Annotated in this window: 17 protein-coding genes, 1 tRNA gene and 1 pseudogene; 9 read left to right on the top strand and 10 right to left on the bottom strand. The window is 54.0% G+C overall.

Features of this window, described 5'->3' with window-relative positions:
- Positions 1-4: 4 nt before the first annotated feature.
- Positions 5-877, top strand: a complete 873-nt coding sequence (locus tag PVA48_RS11915) for a formylglycine-generating enzyme family protein (protein WP_423231794.1) — start codon at positions 5-7, stop codon at positions 875-877.
- Between the two features lie 585 nt (positions 878-1,462).
- Here PVA48_RS11915 and PVA48_RS11910 read toward each other — a convergent pair.
- The 4 genes from PVA48_RS11910 to PVA48_RS11895 all read right to left on the bottom strand — a co-directional run bounded on the left by PVA48_RS11910 (position 1,463) and on the right by PVA48_RS11895 (position 7,831).
- Positions 1,463-1,972 carry a GNAT family N-acetyltransferase gene (locus PVA48_RS11910; RefSeq protein WP_205597338.1) on the bottom strand — a complete coding sequence of 170 codons (510 nt, stop codon included), beginning with the start codon at positions 1,970-1,972 and terminating at the stop codon, positions 1,463-1,465.
- 245 nt (positions 1,973-2,217) lie between these two features.
- Complete coding sequence (locus tag PVA48_RS11905) at positions 2,218-4,260, bottom strand: hypothetical protein (protein WP_423231793.1); 2,043 nt, start codon at positions 4,258-4,260, stop codon at positions 2,218-2,220.
- Positions 4,206-6,977 carry an ATP-binding cassette domain-containing protein gene (locus PVA48_RS11900; protein WP_423231792.1) on the bottom strand — a complete coding sequence of 924 codons (2,772 nt, stop codon included), beginning with the start codon at positions 6,975-6,977 and terminating at the stop codon, positions 4,206-4,208. The genes PVA48_RS11905 and PVA48_RS11900 overlap by 55 nt, the downstream gene beginning before the upstream one ends.
- On the bottom strand, positions 6,974-7,831 hold the full coding sequence (locus PVA48_RS11895) for a hypothetical protein (RefSeq protein WP_423231791.1): 858 nt from the start codon (positions 7,829-7,831) through the stop codon (positions 6,974-6,976). The genes PVA48_RS11900 and PVA48_RS11895 overlap by 4 nt, the downstream gene beginning before the upstream one ends.
- Positions 7,832-8,224: 393 nt before the next feature.
- Here PVA48_RS11895 and PVA48_RS11890 point away from each other — a divergent pair, with 393 nt between their 5' ends.
- Positions 8,225-8,818 (top strand): hypothetical protein, encoded by a 594-nt coding sequence (locus PVA48_RS11890; protein ID WP_423231790.1) that lies wholly within the window; start codon positions 8,225-8,227, stop codon positions 8,816-8,818.
- A gap of 315 nt (positions 8,819-9,133) precedes the next feature.
- On the opposite strand, the gene PVA48_RS11885 is transcribed toward PVA48_RS11890, so the two are convergent.
- Positions 9,134-9,505 (bottom strand): hypothetical protein, encoded by a 372-nt coding sequence (locus tag PVA48_RS11885; protein ID WP_146019206.1) that lies wholly within the window; start codon positions 9,503-9,505, stop codon positions 9,134-9,136.
- 219 nt (positions 9,506-9,724) lie between these two features.
- On the opposite strand from PVA48_RS11885, the gene PVA48_RS11880 reads away from it, so the two are divergent.
- The 5 genes and pseudogenes from PVA48_RS11880 (at position 9,725) to PVA48_RS11860 (ending at position 14,891) form a co-directional block, all read left to right on the top strand.
- On the top strand, positions 9,725-9,985 hold the full coding sequence (locus PVA48_RS11880; RefSeq protein ID WP_423231789.1) for a hypothetical protein: 261 nt from the start codon (positions 9,725-9,727) through the stop codon (positions 9,983-9,985).
- Between the two features lie 34 nt (positions 9,986-10,019).
- Positions 10,020-12,017: pseudogene (secA, locus tag PVA48_RS11875) on the top strand (preprotein translocase subunit SecA); the annotation flags it as partial.
- Positions 11,991-13,076, top strand: a complete 1,086-nt coding sequence (locus PVA48_RS11870; protein WP_423232528.1) for a hypothetical protein — start codon at positions 11,991-11,993, stop codon at positions 13,074-13,076. The pseudogene secA and the gene PVA48_RS11870, both read left to right, overlap by 27 nt.
- A 75-nt stretch (positions 13,077-13,151) precedes the next feature.
- Entirely contained in the window at positions 13,152-14,252 is a 1,101-nt protein-coding gene (locus PVA48_RS11865; protein WP_102721467.1) for a GNAT family N-acetyltransferase, read from the top strand.
- Between the two features lie 345 nt (positions 14,253-14,597).
- On the top strand, positions 14,598-14,891 hold the full coding sequence (locus PVA48_RS11860; protein ID WP_215442697.1) for a hypothetical protein: 294 nt from the start codon (positions 14,598-14,600) through the stop codon (positions 14,889-14,891).
- A 106-nt stretch (positions 14,892-14,997) separates the two neighbouring features.
- Here the strand turns inward: PVA48_RS11860 and PVA48_RS11855 are convergent, their stop codons facing one another.
- Positions 14,998-15,474, bottom strand: a complete 477-nt coding sequence (locus PVA48_RS11855) for a helix-turn-helix domain-containing protein (protein ID WP_102728048.1) — start codon at positions 15,472-15,474, stop codon at positions 14,998-15,000.
- Between the two features lie 19 nt (positions 15,475-15,493).
- Complete coding sequence (locus PVA48_RS11850) at positions 15,494-15,844, bottom strand: hypothetical protein (RefSeq protein WP_102728047.1); 351 nt, start codon at positions 15,842-15,844, stop codon at positions 15,494-15,496.
- A gap of 252 nt (positions 15,845-16,096) precedes the next feature.
- On the opposite strand from PVA48_RS11850, the gene PVA48_RS11845 reads away from it, so the two are divergent.
- Positions 16,097-17,281, top strand: a complete 1,185-nt coding sequence (locus PVA48_RS11845) for a hypothetical protein (protein WP_146021075.1) — start codon at positions 16,097-16,099, stop codon at positions 17,279-17,281.
- 821 nt (positions 17,282-18,102) lie between these two features.
- Here the strand turns inward: PVA48_RS11845 and PVA48_RS11840 are convergent.
- The 3 genes from PVA48_RS11840 to PVA48_RS11830 all read right to left on the bottom strand — a co-directional run bounded on the left by PVA48_RS11840 (position 18,103) and on the right by PVA48_RS11830 (position 18,892).
- Positions 18,103-18,177, bottom strand: a tRNA-Met gene (locus PVA48_RS11840).
- A gap of 215 nt (positions 18,178-18,392) precedes the next feature.
- Positions 18,393-18,605, bottom strand: coding sequence for a hypothetical protein (locus PVA48_RS11835; protein WP_423231788.1), 213 nt, complete (start codon positions 18,603-18,605; stop codon positions 18,393-18,395).
- A gap of 8 nt (positions 18,606-18,613) precedes the next feature.
- Positions 18,614-18,892: an NUDIX hydrolase gene (locus PVA48_RS11830; RefSeq protein ID WP_423231787.1), complete on the bottom strand. Its 279-nt coding sequence runs from the start codon at positions 18,890-18,892 to the stop codon at positions 18,614-18,616.
- 583 nt (positions 18,893-19,475) lie between these two features.
- Here PVA48_RS11830 and dnaA point away from each other — a divergent pair.
- Entirely contained in the window at positions 19,476-20,882 is a 1,407-nt protein-coding gene (dnaA, locus tag PVA48_RS11825; RefSeq protein WP_102721424.1) for a chromosomal replication initiator protein DnaA, read from the top strand.
- The last annotated feature ends 2 nt before the right edge of the window (positions 20,883-20,884 follow it).

Genomic DNA, 20,884 nt, shown 5'->3' with positions numbered 1-20,884 from the left:
CGGAATGAAATTTATAATAAAATGGATAAAAAATAATAAGAAAATCAGTTTCTCTATTATAGCATTATTGGCTTTGCTCATCTTTGTCCTTTATCCTGGCAATGATATTACATGCCTGGACATAGTACCCCCTGCGACAGCCAATGTTCAATCTGCCCAGGCCGGAGATGTGTTAAAAATGGATATTCCCCATTCGGAACACAAGCTCACCTTGATTTTCATTCCAAAAGGAAGTTACCCAATTACAAAATCTGGCCATCGTACGGAAATTACTTATCCCTACTGGCTGGGGAAGTACGAAATCACACAGGAGGAATGGGAAAAGATGATGGGATGGATCCCGATTCCGGAATTGGAAGACAGATGGACCATCACAACGGGCGCACGGTACCCCATGTGCCAGGTATCCTATGATGAATGCCTGGATTTTTGTGATCGATTAACCGAGATTGCACGACAACAGGGGATTCTTCCGGAAGGATATTGCTTTTCCCTGCCTACGGAGGCACAGTGGGAATTAGCCTATTCCTGCGGCAAGGAAATCGTTCTTCCCGATAATCTTGAGAAAGTAGCATGGATGGATTTTCACGATGCCAATACAGGGGCCTATCCTGTGGGACAAAAAGAACCCAATGCATGGGGGTTTCATGACATGTTGGGCAATGTATGGGAGTTATGTGCGGATTTTTATCATTCTCATCGTTTGCATGGCCGCAATCCCGTCAACTGGAAAACGGATACCGGCAATTTATCAACCGATACTGGTTTATCAGTCACCTCCCTCGGGGAGGAGTGTTTTCTTTCATACCTGATAATGAGAAAGAGATACCTCGTGAAAGATATCATGCTGATTCAAGAAGAGCCAGTACCGGATTGAGAGTAGCGTTAGTCCCGGTTCAGCAACATCAATTACTGAAAAAAAGGTTAAAACACTTACACCCTGTTCCGGATTGGTTGATGGACATTAGGTACTCATTTGAACTAATCTACATGTATATGAAAACATATTGGAAGACTTTAACGAATTTATGATCATTTGAAAAATATTCCTGTTTTTGTTTTGGACTATTTCCCAAATGCCGTACCAGTTTAACAGCCAAGCTTGGCGATTGTCGTTTTCAGACGCAGGAAATGCCAGTACATTGTAACACGGATAGTGTTCGGTTTGACAGCAGCGAACGAGCCGGCTCCTATTTCCGGCAAATCTGTTTCCCTTGCGCTCTGTGAATGCACTGGTTAACGAATTTCTCGCAGTCTTTCACAGCAGCAGCACTCTGGAAGGAAGTTAGCCTGCGGTCATCTGGGGCGGTAAGACGCCTACAAAACTAGAGAAATCTTTACGATGCCTACGAGAAGGGCGCTGCCATCCTGTCTTTTCAGAGAGGACTCATCAGAATAGCGTGAGGAAGAGGATTTTCGGAAATTCCCATCATCTTATTGCACGCTGCATTACCGGCGCTGATCACTTGATTTCCTTCTGCATGTAAACAATGTCAAAGGTGCGGCCCAGTTTAAAGCCGATGTTTTTCAGGCGCCCGGCATGGATAAAGCCCTGGCTAGCGTGAAAGGACATGCTTTGTTCGTTTTCAGAGGATATTTCCGCAATGATGTGGCGGATGCCCTGCTTCACGGCATCCTCTTCCAGACGGCCCAGGCACATCCGGCCAATGCCCCGGCCAAGATGGGAGGGAGCAATGAAGTAAGTGACGGTGGCCGTTTCCCGGAATGTGGGTACAGGCTTATACGCACTCAGGAAGCAGAAGCCCACTACTTCCCCGGTCCGGCAGTCCACCACGGCATACGCCGGATAACCTTTCACGCGTTCCAGAATATGGGGATAAAAGGATTCCGGCAGTTCCGCATCCGAGAAAGCAGCCGTTCCGTTCATCACGTAATGGTTGAAGATACGGATGACGGCCTCCCGGTGGGAGTCTGCCAACGGTTCAAATACTATTTTTTCCACCATATTCATTGCTTATTGTTTCACCGCAGTGCAAAGATTTTCTAAAGAATGGCTTTCATGCCTTTACATCCGTTCCCGCCTGCCTCTCCGGTATTTGCCAACCACTGCCGCAGGAATAAAAGGGCTTATGCGGAACACAGCCTTGCACTTCCTTTAAGACATTTCCAGCAGTAATTCCGTTCCGCCATTTTCAGAATAGCTGATTTTTCCTTTAAAAGCATTTCGGCGCCCTGTGACCAGGCCAACGCCCGCCGTCAGCCTCCATCCGGTCCTTTTCTCCATATAAAAGGACCGTTCCAGTAATTCCGGAACGGTCCTGAAAGACAAGGTTTTTGTTTTAACGGGTTACACGCTGTCCGGTTCCAGCTCCCGGCGGATGTATTCCGCCGTGGGGAGTTCTTTTTGGCTATCTGCTCCGGGGTTCCTTCCGCCACGATGGTTCCTCCGGCTTCACCGGGGCCGGGGCCCATGTCGATGATGTAGTCCGCCTCCGCCATGATTTCCGTGTTGTGTTCGATGACGATGACCGTGTTTCCCTGGTCCGCCAGACGGTGCAGCACATCGATGAGCAGCCGCACGTCTCGCGGATGCAGGCCGATGGAAGGTTCTTCAATGAGGTACAGGTCGCCAGGCAGTTCCTTGCCCTTCATCAGGGCGTTCCGGCTGACGCGCCGCCCCTTGATGAGCTCCGTCACCAGCTTGAGCCGCTGGGCTTCCCCGCCGGAGAGCGTATTGGAAGCCTGCCCCAAGGTCAGGTAGCCCAGGCCGGTTTCCGCCAGCAGTTTGAGCGGGTCTGAGATGCGGGGCTGGCTTTCAAAGAATTCCGCCGCTTCCGCAAAGTCCATCTGGAGCACGTCCGCAATGGTTTTCCCCTTGTACCTCACGGTCAGGGTGGCGGCGTTGTAGCGCTTGCCCCGGCAGGTTTCACACGGCACGTAGCAGGGGGGCAGAAAGTCCATTTCCAGCTTTTGCATGCCCGTGCCCTTGCAGGATTCACAGTTACCCTGCCCCGTGTTGAAGGAAAAGCGGCCGCGGTCGAAGCCCAGTCTGCGGGCGTCCGCCGTTTGCGCGAACAGGGTCCGGATGTCGTCCAAAAAGCCCACATAGGTGGCGGGCGTAGAACGGGGCGTCTTGCCGATGGGGCTTTGGTCCACGCCGTACACCATGCGCAGCGTGTCAAACCCGGAGGAGGTTTTCCACAGCTTTTTCTGGTCCCGAGTGAGCTTGTCGCCGATGGCCTGGCGCGCCGCCAGCCGGATGGTTCCCGTCATCAGGGAGGTTTTCCCCGCGCCGGATACGCCGGTGAGCACCGTCAGCCGCCCCTTGGGAATGGCCGCATTCACGTCCTTCAGGTTGTGCAGGCGGCAGCCCTCCACCCGCAGCCACGCGGTTTCATCTTTTCTGGCCGGAACCCTGCGCCTTTTCCCGCGGTAGGGATGGCGCGGCTTATGATGCAGGGCCGCGCCCGTGACGGAGTCCGGCATGGCTGCCAGTTCCTCAAAGGTGCCCTGAGCCATAATCCTGCCGCCATGGATGCCGGCTCCCGGCCCCATGTCCACAATGTGGTCCGCACGCTTCATGGTGTCTTCATCATGTTCCACGACCAGCAGGGTATTGCCCCGGCGCTTGAGTTCATCCAGTGTACCCAGCAGCAGTTCGTTGTCCCGCGGATGCAGGCCGATGGTGGGTTCATCCAGCACGTAAAGCACGCCGCGCAGGTGGGAGCCCAGCTGGGATGCCAGGCGGATGCGCTGGGTTTCCCCGCCGGAAAGCGTCGTGGCGCTGCGGTCCAGGGAGAGGTAGCCCAGCCCCACCCGCTGGAGGAAGTTGAGGCGCTGCGTGATTTCCGCCACCACGTCACGGGCAATGAGAGCTTCCTCCCGTTCAAATTTCCATCCTTTGACCAGTTCCGCGGCGGCTACGGCAGGCAGGGAGGCGATTTCACCGGGAGTCACTCCCTGAAGCCGCACGGCGCGCGCAAATTCATTCAAACGCACTCCCTGGCAGGCGGGGCAGATTTTCACCCCTTTGTCATCGTCCGCCTGCCGCGCCAGTTCCTTGTCATATTTCAGTTCGGCTTCCAGCAGAGATTGCGCCTGGTCTTCCTTCATCTTTCCCTTGCCCACGATGCCATGCCCGCGGCACACAGGGCACCACCCGCGTGGAGAGTTGAAGGAGAACGTGTACGGTTCCAGTTCCGGGAAAGATTGCCCGCAGGAGGCGCACGCAAGCTTGGTCCCCATCAACTCCGGCCGGCTGGAACCGGGCGGAAGCACTTGCAGGAAACCTTCCCCCATTTCCAGCGCGGCATGCACCGCTCCGGCAAGTTTTTCCGGGTCCAGGAGGCCTCCGGACGTGAAACGACCAGGTCCAGGTCATGGCTGGAATAACGGTCCAGCGGCTGGAATCCGCTCAACGGAACCAATTTGCCATCCACCCACATTTCCTCATATCCCTTTCCTTCCGCCCAGCGGGCCAGGTCCGCGTAATGCCCCTTGCGTCCCCTGACGAGGGGAGCCAGCAAGGCCAGACTGCCGTGTTTTTTCAGCTGCCGCACCACCAGCTCCACCACTTCGGATTCCGATCTTTTGCCCACCGGCACGCCGCACTGCGGGCAGTAGGCCTGCCCCAGCTTGGCATATAGCAGACGCATGAATTGCCAGATTTCCGTCACGGTGCCCACAGTGGATTTGGTGCCGCCGCGGGACATGTTCTGTTCAATGGCCACCGTGGGGGGCAATCCGGTCAAGCGGTCAATGTCAGGGCTTTCCAGTTGTTCCGTGAATTGCCGGGCGTACGGGGACATGACGTCCATGAAACGCCGCTGCCCTTCCGCAAAAAAGATGTCGAAGGCCAGGGAGCTTTTCCCGGAGCCGGAGAGCCCGGTCAGCACGGTCATTTCTCCGCGCGGCACGTCCAGGTCCACGTTTTTCAGGTTATGGTGGCGCGCTCCCCGCAGGGCCATCACGCCTTCCGGTATGTCCACGTCAGCGGATTCCGGCATAGCGGCGTCCGCCGGATCGTAAACGGAAGGGCGCCCTTCCAGCACATCCCGGAGGTATTTGCCCGTATATCCCTTCCCGGAGGCTACAATTTCCTCCGGCGTTCCCGTGGCTACCACATGGCCGCCGCCTGCGCCGCCTTCCGGCCCCAGGTCGATCACGTAGTCCGCGGATTTGATGAATTCCGGGTTGTGCTCGATGACCAGCAGGGTGTGCCCCTGCTCCACCAGTTCCCGGAACACGGCCAGCAGAATTTCAATATCGGCAAAGTGAAGTCCCGTTCCCGGCTCGTCCAGAATCAGCATCTTGGGGCTGTTCGCGCCGGATCCAATCTGGTCCAGCAGGATTTTAGCCAGCTTCAACCGCTGGTTTTCCCCGCCGGAGAGAGTGTTCAGCGGCTGCCCCAGGGTCAGGTGCCCCAGCCCTACGCGCTGAAGCACGCCCAGCTTGGAAGCAATGCGGGAGGCCTTGGCCCCTTTTTCCGCTCTGAAGTATTCCAGCGCGGCCGCCACCGTCATGCCGAGCACGTCCGCAATGTTCCTGCCGTCGCGGTACACGCTCAGCACTTCACTTCCGTACCGGGAGCCGTGGCACAGCGGGCACTGCACGAAGATATCTGAAAGAAATTGCATTTCCACCTTTTCACTCCCCATGCCCATGCAGCGCGGACAGCGGCCGTCGCCGCTGTTGAAGGAGAAGAAACCGGGCTTCATGCCGCGCGCACGGGCCGTTTCCGTCTCCGAGAAGAGGGAACGTATTTCTTCAAAGACCCCGGCATAAACGGCAGGAGTGGAGCGCGGGGTCCGGACGATGGGGCTCTGGTCCACCATCACCACTTCATCCAGTTGTTCCCAGCCCTTGATGGATTTGACATGGGCGGGTTCATCCTCGCATACGGCCCCTTTTTCCACCAGAGCGTTCAGGTACAGCACGTCGTGCGCCAGGGTGCTTTTTCCAGACCCGCTGACGCCGGTCAGGCAGGTGAAGACGCCCAGAGGCACTTTCACGTCCAGCTTGTGCAGGTTGTGGCGCGTGGCGCCGGATACGGTCAGAAATTGACGCGGCTTGCGCCTCTTTTTAGGCACCGCGATGCGCCGCCTGCCGGAAAGGAACGCCCCCGTCAGGGAGTCCGCAACTTCCCCAATCCGGGCAGGTTCTCCGGAATAAACCAGTTTTCCCCCCTCCCGGCCAGAGCCGGGCCCCATGTCCACCAGGCTGTCCGCGGCACGCATCACCGTTTCCTCATGCTCCACTACCACCAGCGTATTCCCGCGCTTTTTAAGCCGGTTCATGGCGGAAATCAAACGGGAAGTGTCGCGGGGGTGGAGCCCTACGGTGGGTTCATCCAGCACAAACAGAGTATCCGTCAGGGAAGCGCCCAGGCAGGTCGTCAAGCTCACGCGTTCAATCTCCCCGCCGGAAAGGGAGCGCGTGGGACGGTCGGACGTCAAGTAGCCGAGACCCACTTCATTCAGATATTCCAGGCGGCTTCTGAGTTCCGCCACGGCATGCTTCAAGCCGGGGTCTTCATCCGCGCGCGGCGTGACGTATTGATCCACCCAGGCCAGGAGTTCGTCCATGGGCATCCCGGAGAGTTCCGGCATGCTTCTGCCGCCCACCTTGAATTGCAGGGCTTCCGGCCTCAGGCGCAAGCCATGGCAGGAGGGGCATTCCTGATAGGTGCGGAAACGGCTCAGGTACACCCGCACATGCATTTTATGCGTGCGGCTTTCCAGGTACCTGAAAAAGCCCGCAATGCCGTACCACAGGCCTTGTTCATACATTTCATCCGGATCCTCTCCGTCCCCGTACAGCAGCCAGTCCCGTTCCCACTGTTTCAAATCCTTCCACGGTACATCCAGACGAACTTTGCGGGCATTTTTGCGCCAGCCGCGCATCAGGTCCTTCTTGCATTCGGAAAACACCTTGCTTTCCCCTTCAAAAATATGGATGGCCCCGTCATTGACGCTGAGCTCCGGCTTGATGCACCGGTTGTAGTCAATGGTGATCACGCGGCCATAGCCGCGGCACTCCGGGCATGCCCCCGGGGGGAATTGAAGGAAAACAATCCGGGCCGCGGCTCCATCAGCGGATGCCAGTCCCCGCGGAATTTCATGGCGGGCAGCCAGATGCCGTCCACGCGGGGAATCACATGGGCCACGCCGCCACCCAGGCGCATGGCCGTTTCCAGCGCTTCCAGCCTGCGCTCCCGCTGGTCTTCCGCCAGCCTCACGCGGTCTTGAATCACCAGCAAAGGAGCCCCGTCTTCCAGGGTCCATTCCTCGTCCTCCAGCCGGAGGGCCTCTCCATGCGCAAAGGCGCGCAAATACCCCTGCGCCACCAGGTTCCTTTTCAGCGTGGGCAGGTCCACGGATTCGGGCCGCGCCACTTCCAGGCAAACCATCACCTCCGTTCCGGAAGGAAATTCCTCATGCAGCTTTTCATCAATGGAGCCGGGTGTTTCCGGCTTGATTTCCCGTCCGGTTTCCGGATATATCCCCACGGCCAGACGGGCGAAAACGAATTTCCAGTAATCGTTCAGCCCTGTCATGGTTCCCACCGTGGAGCGGGACGTCCTGACGGAGTTGCGCTGATGCAGGGCGATGGCCGGAAGAATGTTCTCCACGGCATCCACGTCCGGCTTGTCCATACGGTCCATGAACTGGCGCACGTACGGGGAAAAGGTTTCCATATAACGCCTCTGCCCTTCCGCATACAGCGTGTGCATGGCCAGACTCGTTTTCCCCGATCCGGAAGGTCCCGTCACCACTGTCAGCCGCCCCAGGGGAATGTCCACATCCACATTCTGCAAATTATGCTCACGGGCGCCGCGGATGCGGATGCGCCCATCCTCACAATGACTCATAGGGTAATTATATCATCAATTTGGAATCATTCCAAGAGAAGTACCTGTCATGAACCATGGGCCATCACACGGTTCCACAACAAAACCGGCCAAAAAAAAGTTTACGTTTATCCTCTTTCCCAACTGATCGTCTGCCTCTTTCCATGTATGACGCAGCCGGAATGCAATGGCATGCGCCTCCCGTTTCATGCCTAGTGCTCAAGCGCCGGCTTACATGCTCATGCACGGGCATTCTTCAATTAATGCAGGCAAAATTTCCTCCTCCGGACAGGAACGGAAGTCTTCCGGAACCGGAAGTATCATGGCCGGAGGACCGCCTTCCGGAATCTCCATGGAAGGCAGCCGCACGGGCAACATTTTTCCGGGGCGCCTGTTCCATGAATAAGACCGGCCATGATCGTTCCCATCAATCCGGATGAGCACGGCCCTTCCGGCACGAATCATCTGGCTGTCCTGTTTGATCTCCACGTCTATCAATGCTCCTTTCAACGCGGAGCATCGAATCTCCAAGGAGACGGAAGAAAACCTTTTCCGGCTCGTAACCGCGTACATGAATGGGGAAGGAAGAGAACTCTTTCCCCTTTCTTCCAAAGGATAACAATAATAGGTGACGGATTCGATATCCGAAATCCACTTTCCATGAACATATTGTTCCCGGTCCGGCCTGAGCCAGGGAAACAGGTATTCCACGGAATCATCCAGAAACGCAGTTTTCCTGTTCCTCAACGAAAGCCTCATCCATTTGAAAAACAGCTGTTCATCATCACAATAACGGCGCAAGAGCCAATAGGCTCCCAGAACGGCCATGCATCGGTTGATGAGGACGGCGTTTTCCCCGTTCCCTCCATCGTCCAGCCATGTTTCCTTCATCGCGCCGGAAGCGTTGCAAATCACATGGAAACGCAAAGAACGCTGCGGATCTACCCTATCCAGCATATCATCCAGAATATCCTTTTGCCGCGCCTCCACGATGCACTCCGCCAGTGAGAAAAACTTCCCCCGTTCTCCAACCCGTGAACCATGCTGGAAAATCCGGCATTTTCCAGCCGCACCATGCCCGCCTTCGGCAGGTAAGAAGCGTCATGTTCCATCACCAGGCGCGTTCCCCGAATTTCATCGGGCATCCTCTCCATCAGGATGCGGTACGCTGAAAAGCCGACGGCGCAAACGGCCAGCACCGCACATCCCATCCCCAAAAGAGGCTTCATTCCGCCTTCATACCACAAACAAGCGCCTCCACACAGGAATTTCCGTTAACATTCAGATAACAAAAACGTCTCTGAACGGAACCTCCCTCCATTACTATTTATGTTTCTCCCACCCTCCCAAATTTATTCCGCACAGGGTAATATCCACGGAATCCGTTCCCTCGGGCCATGGGACAACAAGCCTGTAACCGTCCGCATAAGGCACCTTCCGGGAAGCTCCGGGAGTGGAATGAGTATACAGAGCAATGCGCATTTCATTCCCCTTCATGGAAACTTCCGCATACAAATCCCCGTGGTAATGGGAATCAAGTTCAAAATGCATGAAAAGGTTGCCGTCCTCATCAATCCCCTCGGACAGCAAATTCACTTCCTGCTGTTTTACGGCGCCGTTTTCCTGGCAGCCGGCCATCATGCAAACAGCCGGCAGAAAAAGGGCCAGCCCGGCGGAATGGAATACTCCGTACATGCTCATTCTCTCCTTTCCCCTATACACTCCTACAGGGAAAAGGGAGAGGCAAGGAAAAACGGAAGGAAGACAGAATGATGCCGCCCAAATCCAACCTATTACGTCATCATCAAAGCAAATGGAGGGCCGTGCTTGCAATTCTTCCGGCAGCCGCTAGTATTTTTCGATTCTTAGACCGCTGAAAGCGACTCTACCTCGTCAATTTTCAACAAGACAAAGATGATTAAGTGGATTCTAACCAAGATTGTCGGTACCAAAAACCAGCGTGAAGTGCGCCGTCTGCGCCCCATTGTGGAACAAATCGTCTCCATTGAAGAATCATGGAACGGCAAGGGTCAGGATTTCCTGCTTGAAAAAACGAAGGAATGGCAGGGCTATCTTCACCGCTTCCTCCCCATGAAGCTCCCCCGTGCGCATTGTGGAAGCCGCTCCCAGGGAAGAGCTGGAGGAAATAGCCGCCAAGCTGAACGCACGCTTTGAATCCCTGAAAGACGAATTTGCCGCCCTCCCCACGGTGGAAGCCACTCCCGCCTCCATTGAAGAGGGGAAGGCCGCCTGGAATAACATCACCCCCCAGTTTGACAAGCTGCGCGAACGCTACCTGAACCAGATCCTGCCGGAAGCCTTTGCCGCCGTCAAACACGGCGCCCGGCTGCTCTGCGGGGAAGAACGCGATATCTGCGGACAAAGACAACTGTGGGACATGGTCCACTTTGACGTGCAGCTGCTGGGCGGCATCGCCCTGCACCGCGGCTACATTGCGGAAATGGCCACGGGGGAAGGCAAAACGCTTGTCGCCACCCTTCCCGTATACCTGAACGCGCTGACCGGCATGGGCGTGCACGTGGTGACCGTGAACGACTACCTGGCGCGCCGCGACTCCGAATGGATGGGGATGCTCTTCCAGTTCCTGGGGCTGACGGTCGGCTGCATCCAGAGCATGATGCCCTCCCAGCTTCGCCGGGAGCAATACGCCTGCGACATCACTTACGGCACCAACGCCGAATTCGGCTTCGACTACCTGCGCGACAACGGCATGGCGACCTCCAAATCCGAGCAGGTGCAGCGCGGGCACTACTTCTCCATTGTGGACGAAGTGGACTCCATCCTTATCGACGAAGCCCGTACGCCTCTCATCATTTCCGGTCCCGCGGTCGTCACCCGGGAACAGCAGTACGATACCCTGCGCCCCGCCATTGAACGCGTGGTGAAAGCGCAGACGGACCTTTGCAACGAGCTCATGTCGCAGGCCCTGAAAGCCCAGGAAGAAGGCCGCACGGAAGAAGTGGGCCGCTGCCTGTTCAAGGTGAAGACAGGCCAGCCCCGCCACCGCGCCTTCCTGCGCGCCATGCAGGATCCCGAGCTGCGCCGCATCGTGGAAAAATATGAACTGACCCTTTACCAGGATACGCGCAAAAAGGAACTCTACAAGCTGAAGGAGGAAATGTTCTTCACCGTGGATGAAAAGACCCACGACGCCGACCTGATGGAAAAAGGCCGTGAAGTCATCTCCCCCGGCCACCCGGAGGACTTCGTGCTGCCGGACCTGGGAACCGCCTTTGCGGAAATGGATGAAGACCCCCGCATGACGGAAAAGGACAAGCTGCGCCGCAAGAATGAACTGACCAAGCAGCTTGATGAAACGGGAGCACGCCTGCACACCACCTCCCAGTTGCTGAAAGCCTACTGCATTTACGAAAAAGACGTGGAATACGTCGTCAAGGAAGGCAAGGTCATCATCATTGACCAGAACACGGGCCGCGAAATGCCGGGGCGCCGCTGGAGCGACGGACTGCACCAGGCCGTGGAAGCCAAGGAAGGCGTGGAAGTGGAGCGTGAAAACCAGACCTACGCGACCATCACTATCCAGAACTACTTCCGCCTGTACAAAAAACTGGCGGGCATGACCGGCACGGCGGAAACGGAAGCCGCGGAATTCCATGACATTTACAAGCTGGACGTCCTCCCCATCCCGACCAACCGCCCCTGCATCCGCAAGGACCAGAACGACCTCATCTTCAAATCCCGCCGTGAAAAATTCAACGCGGTGATTAACAAAATTCAGGAACTCCATGACAAAGGCCAGCCCATCCTGATCGGCACGGCCAGCGTGGACGCCTCTGAAACGCTCTCCCGCATGCTCAAAAGGGCCAAAATCCCCCATGAAGTGCTGAATGCCAAAAACCACCAGCGCGAAGCGGAAATCGTGGCGCTGGCCGGCAAGCGCGGAGCCGTCACCGTCTCCACCAACATGGCGGGCCGCGGTACGGACATCAAGCTTGGCGAAGGCGTGGCCGACCTCGGCGGCCTCTTCGTCCTGGGCACGGAACGCCATGAATCCCGCCGCATTGACCGCCAGCTGCGCGGCCGCTGCTCCCGCCAGGGAGACCCCGGCGCCTCCCAGTTCTTCATCTCCTTTGAAGACGACCTGATGCGCAACTTCGGCGCGGCGGAACGCATGACGAAGATGATGGAACGCCTGGGTGTGGCTGACGGCGAAGCCCTGGAACACAGCTTCCTGAACAAATCCGTGGAATCCGCCCAAAAACGCGTGGAACAGCGCAACTACATGTGGCGCAAGCACGTGCTGGACTATGACGACGTCATGAACAAGCAGCGTGAAATCGTTTACGGCTACCGGAATGAAGTGCTTTCTACGGAAAACCCGCGGGAAATGATTTACGACATCCTGGAAGAAGTAATCGCCACCCGCGCCCATGAATTCCTGGATCCGGACTCGGAAGGCCTGACCCATCCGGACGAACTGCTCGCCTGGATGAACTCCTCCTTCCCGCTGGGACTGACGGCGGACGCCGCCAAGCTGGAAGAACGCCAGATGGATGACACCATCGCCTTCCTCATTGACAAGGTCAAGGCCACTTATGAAGACAAGGCTTCCCGCGAACGTCCGGAATACCTGGACCACATGGAACGCCAGATCATCCTGGGGGCTATTGACAAAATGTGGCAGGAGCACCTGTACAACATGGACTCTCTGCGGGAAGGCGTTCGCCTCCGCGCCCAGGGCCAGAAGGATCCCCTGGTGGAATACAAGTCTGAAGCCTACGACCTGTTCGTTACCCTGATGGAAAGCATCAAGGGTGAAGCTATCGGCAACCTCTTCAAGAGCACCACCAACCTGGATGCGTTTGAAGACTTCCTGGCCAGTCTGCCCCAGTTTGATTCTTCCGATGAAAATCAGGAAGACGGCGCCAACCTGCCGGAAATAGGTTTTGACGGCATGCCCAGCGACCTGCTCTCCGCCCTGCGGGAACAAGTCTCCCGTGCACGGGAACACCAGTCCGCACAACAGCCGGAACAGGAAGAAGCTCCAGCCGTCATTTCCGACGCCACCACCATCGGTGAAGGTTACCAGCCCGCTGTGGCGGAACCCAAGCTGGTCATGCCCAGGCGCAAGGTCAGCGTCGTGCTCCGCAAGGAGGGAGCCGCCCAGGCGCCGGCGGAAACGCCTGCCGCCGGTGAGGAAGAAGAAATCGCCGTCACTCTTGACTCCCAGGACTTCGCGGAAACCATGGACAACCGGGATTCCGCCGATACCCGCACGTTCTAAAACATTACGCATCACTTACAGGACGGAGGAAACGGGTACAGCCGTTCCCTCCGTCTTCAAGCTTCCGGGCCGCCCTTGACCACGCTCCCTCCCAACAAATCCACCAACGTCCGTTCCGTGCTGGAGTACGTCCCGTACTTCAGGGACAAAATCTTTGCCGTGCATGTGGAACGCCCCCTGGTGGATTCCGAAGAGCTGGTGGACGCATTGCTGGACCTGGACGCTCTTCAGGAAATAGGCGTCAGGCCCGTGCTGATAGTGGAAGGAACGGACGCCTCCGCGCTGTACGAACACACGCGCGTTTGTGAAATGCGCTCCGCCCTGGTGGAAGCGCCGTTGAAAGGCGGTCAGCTTGTCCGGGAAAGAGTCCGGGAAATCCTGGGGAGGCATCAGATCCCCGTGGTGGCCTCCGGCCGTTCCGGCTCCTTTGACCCGGAATCCGTCCGTATGGCATTCAGCCTGGGAGCCTCCAAATACATCGCCCTGCTCAACGACCATAAGGTTCCCTCCCGTGACGGACGCCCCATTGCCGCCATTCTGGAATCGGAAGTGGCGGGCCTGGAAGGAGAAGTAACCCACCGGGAACTACTGGACCAGGCGGCTGAGGCCTGCCGGACGGGAATCCCCCGGGTACACCTGCTGGACGGCAAAATGCGAGGCGTACTGGTGGAGGAACTCTTCTCGGAAGAAGGCGTAGGCACCATGGTCCACACGGACTCCTACCGGGAAATACGCCCCTTGAAGGAGGAGGACATTCCGGAGCTCCTCTCCATGATTGCCCGCTCCGTAGTGGACTCCAAGCTGGTCAACCGGAACTATGAGGACATCGCCGCCAGAATGGATGACTACTACGTGCTGACTCTGGACGACAGCATCGTGGGCTGCGTTGCCGTCTATCCCTACCCGAAGCACCGCAGCGCGGAACTGGGCTGCCTGTACATCAAGCACCGCCATGAAGGCCGCGGCTATGGCCGCGCCCTGTGTGAATTCGCCAAAAGAAAAGCGGAGGAAATGGGCATGGAATTTATCTTCGCCCTCTCTCAAAGCGCCGTCCACTACTTCCGGGACCGCATGCACTACGCGGAATTCTCCCGTGACTGCCTCCCTCCGGAACGCCTGCGCGCCCTGGAACTCAGCGGCCGCAAATCCGGGGTTTTTGGACTGAGACTTAAATAAAAACGCGCTTTACCTGTTTATTCAACTTCAGTAGCTTCGCCATTCTCGCGTCTATTGACTGGAATTGAGGAAATCTCTTATTTTCTGACGGTTCTTCTTTACCGTTTGCCCCCATGAAGACCATTCCCCAAATAGGAGCGAATACAGGGCAGGCCATCTAGGTATTCCTTCAACTTTCCAGGTTGACGTTCATTGCAACTCACGAGTCATTATTCATTGAGATTTTTATGAAAGTTTTTATAACTAGTCTCATATAAAAAATCTTACGCCTCTCTTATAGATTTTCATTGAATAATTAGCGCAGACAACTAGTTAGTTTTAACTTAAATAACAATTATCAAATATATGCGACACATATACCGGGGGGAAATCGGGGAGATCAAGTGGCGCAATGCTCGCATGTCTTGTGCCTATGCCCTGATGGCCATGCGGACCAAGGCGGGTATTTCTCGGAAGATGATGGCTGCGGCTCTTGGATATTCTTCTCGGTGTATTTTCGTCCATCGAAATGGCAAACAACGAAAAGATCCATATGCCTGCCCTCCTGAAATACGTGGAGGTGACGGGATTGCCTTTCAAGGTGTCAACCGTTCCGAAGAAGAGGAAACCAGGAACTTCCAGAAAAAAATGACAGTTTGAGGAACAGGTTTTCTTGCAATAGCCCAAAAACGGAACGTTTTTTCGTGGAAAGGCGAATGCTATTTTTCCAATTGCGAACACAGTGGATTTGTCTTTGTGGGGTGGGTTATATAATATTTGCCGAGGACAGTGAGGAGGGCTGGTAGCGCAGGAGAGGGATGGCACTGGGATGGACTTTTGTCCTAGGCTTTACAGGTTTTCGCAACACGCTCTTGCGAGATTTCCTTCCCTTCGGTACGGAAGACACGGCAATAACCCTACCGTCTTCCAACTGAACCTTGAAGGGGAAGCCCGTCACCTCCACATACTTCAGAACGGCGGCCATGCTCATCTTGTCATTGGTCGCGCTTTCAATCGCGGAAATGCGCGGCTGGGAACAATCGAGTGCCGCAGCCATCATATTCTGCGAAATTCCTGCCTTGACGCGCATATGGGCAAGAGCCGAGGAAACGGTGGAAGCGGCAGCGATCCGTTTGGCTTCCTCCATGATCTCGGGCGATACACAGTCTCTCAGGTCATCTTCGACCGTTGCATAACGCTTGTTCTTTGACAGATCGATCGGAACGTATTCTTTATTTTCCATGGTTACAGAAGAGGTTGAATTAAAATTGTGAGACATAATCCTTGCAGTATTTATTATCCTTGGACTGTCTTTGTTTGTCTCCGGCACAAATCAGATGCAACTCGTAAGCTTGAACATAACAGTAAAAACATGTAGGCAAGTTTGAGCAGCGGATGCGAGCGGTTGCTGTGCGATGGCGTGGCAACCCGACGTATTCCCGGTGAACGTAGGAATACTCCACCATTCGCATGGGATTGCCGTAATCTTCCAGATGAGCCCGGTATTCGTCCAGGTTGCGAATCATTTGCGCGGTCTCCCGAGGATAACGTTTACCCATCCACTTCATATCGCGTACAAATTGATCACTCGGAATAACCTTCCACTCGCTCATGTCGTCAACATAATCTGCAGATGATGTTTTATCAGGCAATCCTCACAAAATTTCAACATCGTTCCTCGCAAATCATCCCTCGTCCCTCAAAAAAGCTCCTCCTCTCCCCTACCAGCCCCCGCAGCATATTAACCTGTCTCTCGAAAATCGGTTCCTCTACCACCGCATTCATTCAGTCGATAATAACAAAGTGCTAGTAAGTGATGATTATCATTGACTTGTCTATTATTGTATTTTTAACTAAGGAAAACTATGAAAATACTACTTCTTTTTGATGTTGATTTTGAAATCAATAAAAACAGAATTTGCGACTTTCTTAATAATAAAACTACGCATCTTAAATTTGTTAATGGCGGCGATATAAACATAGATTCTGATATAATATCAAAACCGGATTCCTTTATATCCATTTTAAATAAAATTAATAAAAAAATTCATGAATTTGATAAAATTTTTTGTTTTACAGAAAAACAATATATAGATAATTATTTTTTCCATGAACATAAAAAATTGTCCATTTTTTCTTTTTGGGGATGGATTTATTTAACGGACTTATCGAAGAACAATGGCTTATTATATTTTATTGTTGATTATTTGGCATTATATATTGATGATACAGCTTTTAGACATAAAATCACAACAGGTTGCATATATGATTTTTTGCAAAATAAGACAGGAATTGATGATGGAATGAGGCAAGCCAGGATTTGCCCAACTTGTCTAGAACGAATTTCTAATAATTTATCTTCGCCTGAACAAATTAATATTTTGGAGGATTTAAAAATTCTAATGAATTTTCTTTCTGATTCTTCAAAGTGGAATCAAGATATATTGGACCTCGTAATTCCACAACATCAAAGTATAAAGAAAAGGAAATCTAAAAAATCTGGAGAGATAAATGTTGTGATAGCTTCACCTAGTGATGCTTGGTTAGAACGGAAGAATTTATTGGAAAAATTAGAAATTCAATTTAGACGTGGACATCATGAATCATATTGTTGTAAACGTTTAATCGTACATGGTTGGGAAGATTTAGCATCTCAATCAGGGTATTCTCAAGATATTATAAATCGTCAAATAATTTGCAACGTTGATTTTGTTGTCGCAATATTCAAATATAAACTGGGAACTCCAACAATTGATATTGCGACAAACCAAGAACGTTCCGTTTCAGGTACAGCGGAGGAGTTATTAACAAGTTTGAATAATTCGATGGCCGACAAGCCTCTGGGTATGGCTTATTTCTATTCAAAAGCTCCTTCCGTTTCTGTTGATTTAGATGATCTTGAAATAATAAAAAATGACTGGGATAATTTGCAGAAATTCAAAAAAGATATACAAAACAAAATACTATATAAGCCGTATACTGAAACTGGTGATTTATTGCAGATTATAATTTCCGATTTGGAAAAAAATATAATTGATTATTTCGAATAGATTTCAAGTTTAATTAGTGTTAGTTCAATTCGATTGTTTTTAGTATTCTCTATGAGGGGAAGACATGGGGGAGTCAAAGATATGCACCATTCCGAATTGAGAACAACAAACACAGGTATGCATTTTCATAAATTTGTATGTCAGGCTTGATTTCTCGCCGTACTTCTTACCACAACTCCTCCTTCCACCCGCGCCCCTTCGCCTATTGTGTGTATTGTATCATCACGCATTGTAAGTTAAAATGTCTATCTTATTTAGAGTTTCTTTCAGTACATTTAACTGATCTTCATCAAGGCACGGATACACTTGGGACAAAGAGCGACAAGATCACGCTTCTCCATCTCAATGGGGTCTTCACTGCATGCCAAGGAACAATCATCTCGGAAAACTTCTCCATCGCCTCCTTGCGTTGATCGTCCGAAGGTCGGATATGCAGCTGGTGAGACATCCCGGAATCATGCCCCACAATCTCGCGGGCAAGAGCATGATCCGCCCCTGCCGCATGCAGAACCGTGGTGGCTATTGCCCGCAGTGAATGAAACGTATTCGGACAAAATAGGCTGCACATACTCATCCACCCACTTCAAGGTAAAATATGCTTTTCCAGGAGAGCGATGATTGGGATACGCATTTTCAAGAATGGCTCTCTCGGACTCTGGTATTGATCCCGCCAATACAACCGCCTCATCAGCCTGCTCGAATTAAGTAATTTCACCTGTCCATTGCTTCCAAAAATGATTTCAGTGTCTTGCATTCTGTCTTGCATTTTCACCAAAAAAAACCGCAAGTGCTGATAATCAAGCACTTGCGGTTATAAAAAATGGTAGCAGGGAGGTGATTTGAACACCCGACCAAAGGCTTATGAGTCCTCTGCTCTACCACTGAGCTACCCTGCCGTTAAGTGGTTGGTGCTGGAAAGCGGGGAGATATTTAGCCCGGATTGGAAAGAATGTCCAGATTTTTTTATGGGTCAGGAGCATTTTATCACGACAGCCCGCTTCTCCATCCAGAAAAATCATTGACGATGAATCGTTCTTTTCCTCCAACCGTTTCACACAGCCTGCCGCCCAGGCCGTTTCCTGCGTCCGGACACTTGCGGCGCAGAGCGTCCTTATTCCTCCAGTCCCACGCCATTTACAGAGCGGGACAGGAAATAGAGGCCCATGAAGATTTTCGGGTCTACCACTTTTCCCTGCCCTGTCTGGTCCATCAGCCAGCCATGCACCAGCGGAAGAGGAATGCGGTGCACGGTGATGTTTTCATGAGCCACCCCGCCGCCTTCCGATATTTGGTGTAGCCCTTCCGCCAGGTAGAAGGATACCATTTCCGTGGTCAATCCGGGGAGGAAGGCCCCGTGAACAGGTACGTCCAGGCATCCGCCCGGTATCCCGTTTCTTCTTCCAGTTCACGCCGGGCGGATTGCAATGTGCTTTCCTCCCCTTCATCTCCGGAGATGCCCGCAGGCAGTCCGATGGTGAGGGCATGCAGGGGAACCCGGTATTCCTCCACCAGCAGCAGTTCGCCGTCCTCCGTCACGGCCACGATCATGACGGCTCCATTGGCATTGACCCGGCGCACGTATTCCCACCTTCCTTCTTTCAAGAGCTCCAAAATTTTCCCCGGCAGAGGGAATAATATGTTTCCCCGGTTTGTTCCATCTGTTCCATGATGCAGCCACGTTAGGTTTCCCGGCGCCTCTTGTCAACCATCCCGGCTGCCCCCTTTCGGAACCTCTCCGGGACCTTCTGGTCCGGTGCCTGTAAGTGCTTGATTTACGGCGGCGTAATTGTTTCCTTTTCGTCACACACCCCAATAACAAAGTAGTAATTCACTGATAATAAAATAATTATAGTGTCATTCAAAGAATATACTCAGGAGGACTAAATTATTGAAGGAAGCAAGACTAAAATATTTTTTGGTGTGGAACCCCCGTGGAACGTAGAGCCGCGGAACGATGACTCACGCTGCTTCAAAAAGATATTTTTTCCTCAGGCGCAAATCAGTACTTTGGCGCTTCCGTCGACCGGGGTGTCGAGCTGAAAGCGGATGAGTTCGCCTTCTCCATCCCGATGGACGCCACGAGCTGTCACGGCTGCGGATGAACCCATTCCGGTTCCATCCGCGGGCGGCCTCGTAGCGAGACGGAAGGCCTCACAGCCATTTATAACCAGCAACATCTTTTATTTTCACAACAATGACGCCACCATCAGAATTGTCAGCCACCTGGTCCAGGATCACGGGAGCCCTGCAAACAATCATGTCTCCGGAGGTGTATGGATTGTGGTTTCCCAAGTTTTCCCTCCTGGAGGATTCCGGAAAGACGCTGACGCTGGTGTGTGACGATCCCATGGCCGCCCTCTGGGTGGAGAACAGCTATACGCCGGAGCTGAAGCAGGCCGCCATGCTGGCCCTGGGCACGGAGCGCCAGGTGAAGTTCATCTGCGCGGACGAGGTGGCATCCCTGCCGGCCGCCGAAGGCCAACCACAAAAGGCTTCCTCCCGCTCCAAAACGCCCCAGGTGCAGGATTCCCCTGCCGCTCCGGCCAAAAAACAGCGCAGCCAGGGAACCCGGGCATGCCTGAATGATTTGTACACGTTCGATTCGTTCGTGGTTTATGAAGACAGCCGCTTTGCCTATCAGGCAGGGCTGTCCATCGCCCAGTCGGAACGGGCCCTGTTCAATCCCCTTTTCCTGTACGGGAAGTCCGGCGTGGGGAAAACGCACCTGCTCCAGGCCATCGGCCATGAGGTGCTTCACCAGGATTCCTCCGCGAATGTGGTGTACGTCACGGGCGAACAGTTCGCCAATGAGTTTATTGACGCGTCCCGCACCCAGAACGGGCAGAGCTTCGCCAAGCTGCGCCGCAAGTACCGCAAGGCGGACGTCCTGCTGGTGGACGACGTGCAGTTTATTTCCGGCAAGGAGAAGACGGTGGAAGAGTTCCTGCATACGTTTGACGAGCTATTCCACGCCCACAAAACGATCGTGATTTGCGCCGATGCCGCCGCATGCGATATTTCCAACCTGGATTCCCGTCTGGCGGCACGCCTGGAGTCCGGCCTTACGGTGGAGTTGAATCTTCCGGATGATGACGCCCGGCTGGAAATCCTGCGCAGCAAGCGCGACCGGGCCGGCATGAACGTGTCTGACGAGATTCTGGAGTTCCTCGCCAGCCGCATCCAGAAGAGCGTGCGCCGCCTGGAAGGGGCCCTGCTCCGCGTAGCCACCTTTACCTCCCTGTCCGGGGACATGCCGGACATCGCCAAGATCGAGCAGCTTTTGCGCGATATCCTGCGGGAAGAAACCAGCCGCATCCTGACCGTGGATTCCATCCAGAAGCGCGTGGCGGATTTTTACGAGCTCAAGGTGAGCGACCTGACCGGCAAGCGCCGCCCCAACAGCATCGCCTTTCCCCGGCAGATTGCCATGTACCTGAGCCGCCGCCTGACGGAATGCTCCCTGAAGGATATCGGCCAGGCCTTCGGAGGCCGGGACCACGGCACCGTGATCCATGCCAACAAGCTGGTTGCCTCCCGCATGGAGGAGGACGTGCGCGTGCGGGATATCGTCCTGCGGCTGGAGGAGGATTTGAAGGATTGATT

The organism is Akkermansia sp. JRP_AM1 (assembly GCF_049262625.1).
Lineage (GTDB): Bacteria > Verrucomicrobiota > Verrucomicrobiia > Verrucomicrobiales > Akkermansiaceae > Akkermansia > Akkermansia massiliensis.
Note: the sequence above shows the minus strand (reverse complement) of the source record. Positions and strands in the feature narration are given on the sequence as shown.

Coding starts and splice junctions, on each gene's coding strand:
- PVA48_RS11915 (WP_423231794.1), top strand. CDS start 5: ATGAAATTTATAATAAAATGGATAAAAAATAATAAGAAAATCAGTTTC.
- PVA48_RS11910 (WP_205597338.1), bottom strand. CDS start 1,972: ATGAATATGGTGGAAAAAATAGTATTTGAACCGTTGGCAGACTCCCAC.
- PVA48_RS11905 (WP_423231793.1), bottom strand. CDS start 4,260: ATGGGGGAAGGTTTCCTGCAAGTGCTTCCGCCCGGTTCCAGCCGGCCG.
- PVA48_RS11895 (WP_423231791.1), bottom strand. CDS start 7,831: ATGAGTCATTGTGAGGATGGGCGCATCCGCATCCGCGGCGCCCGTGAG.
- PVA48_RS11890 (WP_423231790.1), top strand. CDS start 8,225: ATGATCGTTCCCATCAATCCGGATGAGCACGGCCCTTCCGGCACGAAT.
- PVA48_RS11885 (WP_146019206.1), bottom strand. CDS start 9,505: ATGTACGGAGTATTCCATTCCGCCGGGCTGGCCCTTTTTCTGCCGGCT.
- PVA48_RS11880 (WP_423231789.1), top strand. CDS start 9,725: ATGATTAAGTGGATTCTAACCAAGATTGTCGGTACCAAAAACCAGCGT.
- PVA48_RS11860 (WP_215442697.1), top strand. CDS start 14,598: ATGCGACACATATACCGGGGGGAAATCGGGGAGATCAAGTGGCGCAAT.
- PVA48_RS11855 (WP_102728048.1), bottom strand. CDS start 15,474: ATGGAAAATAAAGAATACGTTCCGATCGATCTGTCAAAGAACAAGCGT.
- PVA48_RS11850 (WP_102728047.1), bottom strand. CDS start 15,844: ATGAGCGAGTGGAAGGTTATTCCGAGTGATCAATTTGTACGCGATATG.
- PVA48_RS11845 (WP_146021075.1), top strand. CDS start 16,097: ATGAAAATACTACTTCTTTTTGATGTTGATTTTGAAATCAATAAAAAC.
- PVA48_RS11835 (WP_423231788.1), bottom strand. CDS start 18,605: ATGGTATCCTTCTACCTGGCGGAAGGGCTACACCAAATATCGGAAGGC.
- dnaA (WP_102721424.1), top strand. CDS start 19,476: ATGACGCCACCATCAGAATTGTCAGCCACCTGGTCCAGGATCACGGGA.